This window comes from Sporosarcina sp. NCCP-2222 (assembly GCF_023168145.1).
In the GTDB taxonomy this organism is placed as follows: domain Bacteria; phylum Bacillota; class Bacilli; order Bacillales_A; family Planococcaceae; genus Sporosarcina.
This window is the reverse complement of record NZ_BQYK01000011.1, coordinates 76,232-84,215: the sequence shown is the minus strand read 5'-3', so window position 1 is coordinate 84,215 and position 7,984 is coordinate 76,232. Positions and strand designations below refer to the sequence as shown.

General features: G+C 46.4%; 6 protein-coding genes. 3 read left to right on the top strand and 3 right to left on the bottom strand.

The window, feature by feature from the left end; genetic code table 11:
* From NCCP2222_RS18650 to NCCP2222_RS18640, 3 genes are all read left to right on the top strand, one after another.
* Nucleotides 1–259, top strand: a 259-nt coding sequence (locus NCCP2222_RS18650; protein ID WP_248513893.1) for a BCCT family transporter, incomplete at its 5' end; no start/stop codon positions are given.
* Nucleotides 260–276: 17 nt separating this feature from the next.
* The gene (locus tag NCCP2222_RS18645; protein ID WP_248513892.1) at nt 277–1,611 is read left to right on the top strand and encodes an aminotransferase family protein; all 1,335 of its coding nucleotides are present in this window, start codon (nt 277–279) and stop codon (nt 1,609–1,611) included.
* A gap of 272 nt (nt 1,612–1,883) precedes the next feature.
* The gene (locus tag NCCP2222_RS18640; RefSeq protein ID WP_248513891.1) at nt 1,884–4,634 is read left to right on the top strand and encodes a M14 family metallopeptidase; all 2,751 of its coding nucleotides are present in this window, start codon (nt 1,884–1,886) and stop codon (nt 4,632–4,634) included.
* Between the two features lie 109 nt (nt 4,635–4,743).
* Here NCCP2222_RS18640 and NCCP2222_RS18635 read toward each other — a convergent pair whose 3' ends face one another.
* The 3 genes from NCCP2222_RS18635 to NCCP2222_RS18625 all read right to left on the bottom strand — a co-directional run.
* Nucleotides 4,744–6,429, bottom strand: a complete 1,686-nt coding sequence (locus NCCP2222_RS18635) for a methyl-accepting chemotaxis protein (RefSeq protein WP_248513890.1) — start codon at nt 6,427–6,429, stop codon at nt 4,744–4,746.
* A gap of 260 nt (nt 6,430–6,689) precedes the next feature.
* On the bottom strand, nt 6,690–7,067 hold the full coding sequence (locus NCCP2222_RS18630) for a carboxymuconolactone decarboxylase family protein (protein WP_248513889.1): 378 nt from the start codon (nt 7,065–7,067) through the stop codon (nt 6,690–6,692).
* A partial coding sequence (locus tag NCCP2222_RS18625) for a thiamine pyrophosphate-binding protein (protein WP_248513888.1) occupies nt 7,067–7,984 on the bottom strand: 918 nt, incomplete at its 5' end. The genes NCCP2222_RS18625 and NCCP2222_RS18630, both read right to left, overlap by 1 nt.

Sequence of the window (7,984 nt, the reverse complement as noted above, 5' to 3'; positions counted from 1 at the left end):
AGCGACATGGGGAATTCTCATGGCTGCCATTGTTGTCGTGTTAATCAATAGCAGTGGGCTGGCAGGGTTACAAACAGCTTCACTTGTTGCCGCCTTGCCGTTCACGGTCATACTTCTGCTGATGGGGGTCGCGCTGCTGAAAATGTTGCGTGCCGATCAAGGGAAGGCAACGACGGAAGAGACGGAAACTGCCAATGAAAAGGAGTCGGCCTATGAACGGGTTCCGATCCGTTCGGCATTAACGACTCCGAAAAAATAAAGCATGGAGGGGTTATGATGATTTTACAATCAACTGAAAATAGAGAGGCTTACTATAATGAACTGGCGGAATTGGACAAAAAGCATTTCATTCATCCGACAACATCTTTTAAACAACATCAGGAACAGGGGCCTAAATTCATCTTCACGGAAGGCAAGGGCATTTATTTGAAGGACGTTCGGGGCAAGACAGTTATCGACGGACTGTCCTCCCTGTGGAATGTTAATATTGGACACGGCAGGGAGGAGCTTGGAGAAGCCGCAGCAAAACAAATGAAGAAACTGGCCTTCAGTTCGACATTTGCGACAAACAGCCATGAGCCCGTCATCGAACTGGCGAAGGTTGTTGCAAGCATGGCGCCGGGGGATCTGACGGCAACTTTCTTTACATCGGGCGGCTCGGAAGCTAATGACACTGCATTTAAAACGGTCCGGTATTACTGGCAACTAAAAGGATTACCAGAGAAGAAGAAAATCATTTCGAGAAAAAAATCGTATCATGGCGTATCGGTGGGGGCTTCCAGTGCTACCGGCTTGCCTGGTTTTAGAAGCTTCCCTTCGCTCGCGCCAGATTTCCTGTACGTGGATTCTTCGATAGAGGCATTGAAGGAATTGGTTGAAACAGAAGGCGCGGACACGATTGCGGCTTTCATCTCTGAGCCCATCCAAGGTTCGGGAGGGGTAAACCCTCCTCCGGAAGGCTATTTCAAAGAAGTCCGCGCACTATGTGATGCGAATGATATTTTATTCATAGCGGATGAAGTCATTACCGGTTTTGGCAGGACGGGAAAGACGTTCGGCATGGAGCATTACGATGTCGTGCCGGATGTCATGGTCATCGCTAAGGGAATTACAAGCGGTTATGCACCGCTAGGAGGCATGGTGCTGACAGAAAGATTGCGTTCCGAACTGGTCAGCTTGTCCGACGGCATCTTCATGCACGGGTATACGTACAGCGGACACCCAATGTGCTGTGCGGTGGCACTGGAAAACTTGCGTATTCTGAAAGAGGAACAGCTCTATGAAAATGTGCGTCAAATGGGTGAAGCATTCCAAAAAGGATTCGAATGGCTGCAGGATCGGCATGAGGTGATAGGAGATGCGCGAGGTGTTGGGTTGCTCGGTGCTGTAGAAATCATGAAAGATAAGGAAACTGGAACTCGTTTTGATGAGCCGGTGTCCGTGAAAGTGATTGAAGAAGCATTACATCATGGACTGCTCGGCAGAAGCATCATTTATGAAGGGCAAGACACACTCGCATTTGCCCCGCCGTTCTGTATTACAAACGAAGAAGTGGAAAAGATCATTTCCATTATCGATGAATCGTTGACAACTGTATTGAAAAAAATATGATACTCATAGGCCCTGCAGACTATGTTCTGCAGGGTTTTTATTTTGGATAATAGCAATTCTGTATTTTTATACATAATTAATGATTCTTATAACATAGTTAGAATATTGTTGTTTAACTATTTTATCCTTTGTCATTATGTCTTTATGCTCAATGTTCTTATTATATTTCACTAAACGAAATAATATAGTATTCAAGATGCGGAAGATTTGCTACACTCAAACTATTGTAGGTTAGTAATCTACAAAGATACTAAAAGAGAGGGAGATGGAGAGTGAAACGGTTTTTATGGAGTTTTTTAGCAGTCATTCTTGCGTTTTCGCTTGTATTGCCGGTACCGACGCAAGCGGCTACATCCGTTGAGACTGCTGCGAAGCAATCAACTGAATTGAAAGCCAGCCAATCGAAGCTGGCGCTGACAGAAGTTCGTGAGGTGACTGTGTCCGCCGATTTAGGACAAGAGGTTGATTTAGAGCAAGTGGAGCTCCAATTTGGAGGCAAGCCTCTTGCTGAATGGAAAAAGTGGGATGCAAAATCCACTTCTTTTGCGGGTGACCCGTTCATTACCATCAAAAAGGCTCCCCATTATGTAAACGGCACGACAACAATCGAGGCAAAGCTTGAATTTGATTTGCCTTTCGGAACAGATGATTTGTCGCCGCGTTCCATTCGCGTACAGTACAAGCAGTTGCTTGGAGACTATGAGCTTGCGCTAGTTGACAAGGAGCATGGGACAAAGGCTGCTACGACAGTCAAGTTGAATGTGTACGACGAGTTTCTAGAATGGGATGAGATTAAACCATCGATCGACGGAATTATTGAAAAGGCGGCTGGTTTGAATGGTCGTTATGTCCAGTATGAGAGCCCTGGCAAAAGTACAGAAGGCCGTGATTTCCATATGGTCATCTTGGCAAAAAATGAGGCGGCCGTTGATACGTATTTAACTGAAACGCTTCCGGTTGCGCTCGAAACACCGGATGAATTGATTGCGAAGCTGAAAGATGGAACTATGGGCGACTATCAGGTGCCTGTTTGGTTCAATAATATTCACCCGGATGAAACAGAAGGAATTGATTTCCAAACTGAGTTACTTGAGAAATTCGCTACGGAAAAAGAAGTGACTTTTACAAAGACAAATGAGGATGGAACGGACGAAGAAGTCAAATTGAATGTTGATGAAGTGTTAGACCACCTCATCCTCATCTTTAATTTCTCGCATAATCCGGATGGACGCGTACACAATACACGGGCCAACGTTAACGGTTTTGATTTGAACCGTGATAACGCGTACCAAACACAGGTAGAGACGATTCAACTCAACCCGGTTATTGCAAAGTGGACGCCGCTTGCAATGATGGAAGGGCACGGCTATGTGAAAGGGTTCCTCATCGAGCCTGCCACACCGCCGCATAACCCGAACTTTGAATATGATTTGTTAATGGAAGGAATGATCCCGCAAGCTCATGCGATGGGCCAGGCTGGGATTGGCAGTTCCGCATTGACGTCGTATTTCTTAGCGGCGGAAGAGTACAAAGATGGCTGGGATGACATGGGTCCTTCTTATACGCCGATCTTCTCTATGCTTCACGGTACGCTGGGCCATACGGTAGAGGTGCCGACGCTTGGACAGGAATCATACAAGGCCATGGTAGGCGCTGGCCTGGGAATGATCAATTATGTATTTGAAAACAAAGATGAACTGTATTCGCGCCAGTTGGAAATCTTTAACCGTGGCGTCAAAGGAGAGGATAATCGCAATATTGATCCCCTTTTGACGAATGCGGCTGGAGAATCAATTGGTCGTACGCGAGGGGAAAATGAAAACTTCTTCCCGGATTATTATGTGATGCCAGTTGGAGATAAGCAAAAGAACGTAGCAGAAGTGTACAATATGGTGGATTATTTGATCCGCAACGGTGTGAAAGTTGAACAAACGACGGAAGACATCAAGGTGGATGGCAAGGCTTATCCGAAAGGGACATATGTCGTGCCGATGAAGCAGGCGAAACGCGGTTTGGCAAACGCGATGTTGTACAAAGGCGATGACGTATCCGATTGGGAAGCAATGTACGATCCGGTTGTTGCAAATTTCCCAGCATTGCGCGGATTTGATATTCAAGAAATCCGGGTAACAGGTGAAGACGCACTGGCTGAGCGAACAGAAGCTGTATCGAAAGTGGAAGTGCCAGCAAGCTTTATTGACGAGAAAAAAGCAAGACAAGTATTGAAGAATGTCAATAATGATACGATTAAACTGGTAAATGAATTACTAAAAGACGGTAAATCGGTCGGTATATTAAAAGAAGGAAAATTCGGCTTCCATGCGGGGGATTTCATTGTACGGACAGAAGACCTTCTGCCATATGCTGATCAATATGTATTTGAAGCGGCTCCGCTGCCATCCTATAAGGCAGTCAAAGCGAAATGGATTGCCCAGCCAAAAGTGGCTTCCAATGGCTCCGGCCAATTAATCTTCTCGTTAAAAGAACTAGGATTCGAGCTGGCGAAAGAGGATGAGGCGGAAATCGTCGTTTCGGATGCCAAGCTGCCGGAAGAATTGGCGGGCAAGGCATTTGTCGGTATCGGCAATAACGTCTTGAAGGCCGTGAAAGAAGCCGGTGTCTTGGAAGGGTTTGATTACCAAACGACTTCGGGTGGACATGAAGGGCTGATCAAAGCTGACATCAACTTCAACCATTCGCTTATGGCTGGTTATGATAGGGAAGAGCTATTGTATACGACAAGAGGCTCTTGGATTACAGCCGTGCCGAAAAACGCCGCGGTGCTTGCAACGGTTAAGGATACTCCGGACTTTTACGTAGCCGGCTGGTGGCCGGGACATGAAGGGGCTCAAGGTCAAGTTCTCGCCTTCACGCAACAGCTGGAAGGCGGCACCATCACTTTGTTTGCCAACGACTTGGCATTCCGGGCTCATACGAAGCACTCCTATCGAATGTTAGCTAATAGCATTTTTGCTGCAGCAAGCGAAGTGCCAGCTCCTGCGAAGGATTGGGATCGGAATTAATTGAAAACAACCTCCTGCGGATGATGTTCTTGCGGGAGGTTGTTTTTGTCGTACATACATGAAGAGCAGCCACAATCCATAAAAATGGATCGTGGCTGCTTTTACTATCTCACACTTTAAATTCCTGAATCACTTGCTGCAAACTCATCGCTTGGCGGCTTAGAGCCTGTGCGACAGTGTTGATTTCTTCGATTGTTGCCATTTGTTCTTGGACAGCGATAGAGTTTTGCGCTGTCTTTCCGGATGCTTCAATTGAATGTGTGGCGATTTCTTGGATAGAAGCGGATACTTCCTCGGCGCCTGCTGAAATTTCCTCGGTTGCTGCGGATATGTCTCCGATTTGGACGCCCATCGTTTGGACGGCTTGGACGATGGAGAGGAAGGCGTTGCCGGCTTCGTCGATGACATGAACTCCTTCTTCAACGTTCTTCAAGCTGTCAGCAACGGCTCGCTCCACCTGTTTCGTATCGGTCTGGATTTCGGTTGTCAGCTCGACAATTTGGTTGGCTGACTGTTTGGACTGCTCGGCCAGTTTCCGAACTTCATCCGCAACGACCGCAAATCCTTTGCCGTGCTCACCTGCACGGGCTGCTTCAATTGCTGCATTTAAGGCAAGCAAATTCGTCTGTTCGGTAATGTCTGTAATGATATGGATGATGTTCTCGATTTCTGCTGTCTGCTTGCTCAAGCGGGCGATCAATTCACTCGTGGCATGTGACGATTCATAGATGACGTTCATCTGGTCTTTTGCCTGTTTCACAGCACCGCCGCTTTGCTCGGCCAATTTTTCCGTAGTCGAGGCACTGTCATTCAACTGTTGTGCAGATTCGGCGATTCGCTGGACGCCCAGTGCCGTCTCTTCCATAGCGAGAGAGCTTTCCTGGGCGGAGGTTGCTGATGTTTGCGCGCCTGCAGCAATCAATTCCATGTTTTCTCCGACATCCTGCGATGCTCGGGTCACCTCTTCCGTGCTGGCGGATAATTCCTCTGCGGTCGCACTGACATGGGCGGCATTGTCGTTGATGCTGCCGATCAGCCCGCGTAAATTCGCTTTCATCGCATTAAAAGAATTGGCCAAGTCGCGAACTTCATCTTTTGATTTGACGCTAATATCCTCTTGGGTCAGATCGCCTGCAGCGATAATGGCTGCACCAGAAACCAGTTCACCAATTGGTTTCGCGATGGAACGTTTGATGAAGAATGCAATGAGCAGGGCCAAGAAGATGTCGGAGATTGTGGAGATGAATAGCCCCTCTTTGGCCGTCGTCGCTTTGTCTGTAACTATGGCACGGTTTTGCGCAAGCTGTTCATTTTGATATTGCGCAATTTCCTCCGCAGCGTTTTGAATGTTGGCGCTTGCAGTCAGTCCGCTCGTGTTCATGATGCGTTCAGCACCATTGCGGTTGCTTTGTTTGGTATAGTTGATGGCTTGATTGGCGACATCATTGAATTGAGTGATGGAGCTGTTCATTCTTTCCAGTACTTCACTCATTTCTTCTGTTGTGGCATATGTAGACAATTCTTCGTATGTAGTTTGCAAGGATTCCTTTGCTTCATCATACCGGGATAGAGCGGCACCGCTGCCGTTTGCCAGGTATTCCCGAAGATGCATTCCTTGAAATGCGGTATCTTTTTGAATTTTTTCGGCCAACTGTACCTGTTTTACTTGTTGGTCAAACATATCTTCATATTTTGCAGTAATGGATAACATTTGATAAATGCTGAAGCCTGCGAACATTAGCAAGATACCCAGCATAATTGCAAATCCCCCATATATCTTTTTGCCTATCGACATGATGTTACTCCTCTCCGTGTAGGTTGCACTTTTTCAAGCGTACCTTAATCTAAATATATTGTAAACATTATCTACTAATATATTTGTGAGAAAAGTAGTATATGTGCCGTTTTGTTATTAGGCTTAAAGAATTACTGTAAGAATTAGGTTAGGTTGAAAGGTAATAGAATATTTAATCGCTTTAGTAGTTAAATGAAAGGGGAAGTGTATGGGGGAAGTGAGAAAGCCAGGCATGGAACGATTCCATGCCTGGCTTTTCATTAATTTTCTTTAAAAATCTCGCCAGCAATTCCCATGGCCTGAACAGCTTTTGGGAAACCGACATAACCGGTGCAATGGATGATCAGCTCAATGATTTCCTCTTTTGACAACCCAACATTCAAAGCAGCCTGTAAATGAACCCGCAGCTGGTCGAATGCTCCTTGGGTGATGAGCGATGTCAAGGTGATGATCTCTCGTTGTGACAAGGAAAGGGTTTTCCTGGCGTACAGATCTCCGAAGCCGAAGGACACAATCATGTCCCAAAGGTCGGGTGAAATATGTTTAATTTCTTGCATGCCGGTACGGACTTCTTCTGAAAAGAGTTCTTCCATAACACTTGCTCCGGCATTATATCTTGTGTTGTTATCCATAGTCATCACTGTCTCCCCATAGTCGGCGGAATTTCATTTTCATCCACCAACACTTCTAATACGATTGGTTTATTTGTTTCTTTAATGAACTGCAATGCTTCTGTTATTCGTTTGCTTAATTCAAAAGGATCCCGGCATGTATAAGCTTGGAGTCCCATCGACTCTGCAAAACAAGCTGCTTTCATAGGAGTTTCATAGATTCCGCCTATAGATGTGCCTATCATTTTACGCATCCCCTTTTCGACCATGTCTAGTCGTCCGTTATTGATGACGATAAAGAGGACGGGTGCGTCATAGTTGTAAGCTGTCGATATTTCCGTGCCGTGCATGAACATACAGCCATCTCCCGTCAGGCAGACAACCGTTTTTTCTGGAGCGGCCAATTGGGCACCGATAGCATAGCCAATGCCATTCCCCATGGCCCCGAAAATATCCTCGAAGTAGAATGTGCCTGGCTCATAGACGTCATAATGTTTGATTCCGTAAAAAGAATGGCTTCCATCATCACCGAATACAATTGCATCCGAAGGGAGTGCATTCCGCATGGCCCGCAATACTTGGACGGCGGACATGCGCTCGCCTGGTGTGTTTTTCTGAAGCTCCAGCGGTTCAGGAGAGGACAAGAATATTTCTTTCTCGTTGTGCAGATCCTTCAGAATCAACTGTAAATTCGTTTTGATGTCGCCGAGCACCGGTGTAGTTGGCACGTTAATTGATTTGCCAATAAACGTCGGATCATAATCAAAGTGGATCACGTGCTCGGGATACATGGATTCCGCTAGTCCGGCTGTGGACATATCGCTCATTTTGGAACCGATTATCACGAGCAAGTCGACCTTCTCCTGTAAATATTCAGTGGCTTCTGGCGTACCTCCGAGACCGAACGCCCCCAATGAAAGGGAATGGTTGGACGGAAACGCGCC

Coding starts and splice junctions, on each gene's coding strand:
- NCCP2222_RS18630 (WP_248513889.1), bottom strand. CDS start 7,067: ATGACTATGGATAACAACACAAGATATAATGCCGGAGCAAGTGTTATG.
- NCCP2222_RS18635 (WP_248513890.1), bottom strand. CDS start 6,429: ATGTCGATAGGCAAAAAGATATATGGGGGATTTGCAATTATGCTGGGT.
- NCCP2222_RS18645 (WP_248513892.1), top strand. CDS start 277: ATGATTTTACAATCAACTGAAAATAGAGAGGCTTACTATAATGAACTG.